The sequence below is a fragment of the Brevundimonas diminuta ATCC 11568 genome (assembly GCF_000204035.1).
Taxonomy (GTDB): domain Bacteria; phylum Pseudomonadota; class Alphaproteobacteria; order Caulobacterales; family Caulobacteraceae; genus Brevundimonas; species Brevundimonas diminuta.
Genome location: NZ_GL883086.1, coordinates 1,628,173 through 1,630,594 on the forward strand (window position 1 = coordinate 1,628,173; position 2,422 = coordinate 1,630,594).

Annotated in this window: 2 protein-coding genes; both read right to left on the reverse strand. The window is 71.2% G+C overall.

Annotated elements, in window-relative coordinates:
* Positions 1–129: 129 nt before the first annotated feature.
* Positions 130–1,308: a phage portal protein gene (locus tag BDIM_RS11765; protein ID WP_088491525.1), complete on the reverse strand. Its 1,179-nt coding sequence runs from the start codon at positions 1,306–1,308 to the stop codon at positions 130–132.
* A gap of 172 nt (positions 1,309–1,480) precedes the next feature.
* Positions 1,481–2,422: phage terminase large subunit family protein (locus tag BDIM_RS11770; RefSeq protein WP_040345962.1), on the reverse strand; the 942-nt coding region annotated here is incomplete at its 5' end.

The window sequence follows — 2,422 nt, forward strand, 5'->3', positions numbered from 1 at the left end:
TCTGCTCGCCCACGCGCTGTTCCAGCGTCGCGATCCGCGCCGCCGCCCCGCCCGCCCACACCAGGCCGCCCACCGTCTGCACCAGCAGGGCCGCGATCAGGGCGACGGGCATCTTCTTCATCGCCTCCATTACGCCTCCACCCCGGCCATCCGGCGCCGCTCCTCGTCGGTCAGGAAGCTCGCCGCATTCAGCCGCGCCCACAGCGCATCCCGCTCGACCTGCAGGGCCGGAACCGCATCCAGATCCGGCTCGATCCGGCAATCGACGAAGCGGCTCCCCAGCCAGCCCGTCATCGCCCCCGCCGCCTTCCGCACCAGCGGGATCACTGTCCCGCGCCAGAAGGCCGCGTTCGCCTCGCGATAGTTGGCGTAGGTCGCATCCCCGGGAAGCCCCAGCAGCTGCGGCGGCACGCCGAACGCCAGGGCGATCTCCCGCGCCGCCGCGTGCTTGCCGGCGATGAAGTCCATGTCGTGCGGCGTCAGGCTCATCGGCTTCCAGTCCAGCCCGCCTTCCAGCAGCAGCGGCCGCCCGGCGTTGCGCGCCCCGGCATGGGCCTCGCCCAGCTCCGCCTTCAACGCCTCGAACTGATCCGCCGTCAGCCGCTCCCCGTCCTTGGCGCCATAGACCAGCGCCCCCGACGGCCGCGCCGCATTGTCCAGCAGCGCCTTGTTCCACGCCCCCGAGGCGTTGTGCACGTCGATGGCGAAGGCCGCCGCCTCCAGAGGCGAAAATCCGTAATGATCGTCCGTCGGATGAAACAGCTTCAGATGCATGACCGGCGACCAGCCGTCGCCATGCCGCGCGATCCGCACCGCGCGCCCGCCGACCGCATACTCATAGGCTTCCGGCCACCCCGCCCGTCCGGGGACCACCTTCACCCGGTCGGGCCTCAGCGCCCAAAGCTCGTCCGGCGCCCCGTCGCCATCAGCGTCTCCGGTCGCCTCGACATAGGCGTTGCCCGCCGTCTGCAGCGCGCCGTACAGCGCCTCCATCAACTCCCCGCCCGACTGCTCGGGATTGGGCTTGTCGATCAGCCGCGCCAGCGGATGCTCCGCGCTCCGCACGCCCCCGACCATCACCATCAACGGCGTCGAGGCCGCCGCCTCCGCGATCATCCGCACGCAGCGATAGGCCACGGCGTTCTTGCCGAACCCCTCATCGGCCAGATGGGCGTAATCGCGCGGCGTCCACCGGGGACGGCCAGCCAAAGTCAGGGCGATCAACGGCCCCGTGCGGCTATCCTTGATCTCGGGCGCAGCCATGCGCCGCCGACTGAACGGTCGTCGCCAATCCATATGGTTCTCCATGATCTCTTACCCTTCTCCCCTTGTGGGAGAAGGTGGCAGCCCTCGGGCTTGACCCAGGGGCTGACGGATGAGGGGTTGCGCTGCCGCTTGCCCTTATCCGGCGGTCGCCGTCGCAAAACCCCTCATCCGGCCCTACCGGGCCACCTTCTCCCACAAGGGGAGAAGGATCAGATCACAACGCCCGCAATCTCGGCTGCGTCTTCCCGGCCAGCAGCAGGTGCGTCAGCGCCCAGACCAGCGCATCCGCCCGGTCCGGGCTCTTCGCCCCCGGCGCCTCGCTCCCCAGCGCCATCATCTCTTCTTCCAGCGCCGGAAACGCCCCGCAGTGGACCACCTGCCCCTGCTCATAGAGCGCCGCCACCGGCTCCGCCCGCGCCTTCTTGCTCCGGCTGGCGTGGACCAGCTTGACCTGCGCCGGACAGTTCGCCTGCCCCAGCAGGGTGCGCACCATCTCCCCGCCCTGATTGGCCTCCGCCAGCACCAGGTCGGCGTCGAACTCCCGCGCCGTCTCGGCTGCGCGCCGCGCCCAGCCCGCAGGCGACAGCCCCCGCGCCGAGCGATCCGCCAGCACATAGCCCGTCCTGTCCCTGCGCCCCGCCGCCACGATCCCGCAGGCGTCGCCGTGGGCGCTGGCGGGCGGATCAACCGCCACCACCACCCGCTCGAACCGCGCCGGACGGCTTCCCCGCGCCCGCGCCAGATCCTCGGCCCGGAACAGGGCGCCGTCGGCCTCGACCACCAGCCCCTCCATCTCCTGCGCCTCCAGCCGCGTCCCGGCGTAGAGCGCCTGCAGATGCCCCAAGAACCCCGGCGCCAGATTGTCCGCATTGTCCTTCGTCGCCAGCCGCGCCTTCACCACCCCCGGCTCGGCCAACAACCGCCTCAGCGCCGGGATCGGCCGCGGCGTCGTCGTGATCGCCAGCTTGGGATCAGCCCCCAGCCGCAGCCCGAACCTCAGGTTCGACAGCGTCGCCTCTATGTTTCTCCAGGCGCAGAACTCATCCGCCCAGGCCGCATGAAACTGCGGCCCGCGCAGGCTGTCCGGGTCTTCCGCCGAAAACGCATAGGCCGCCGCGCCCGAGGGCCAGACCAGCCGGCGCCGCCCCGCCTCCCA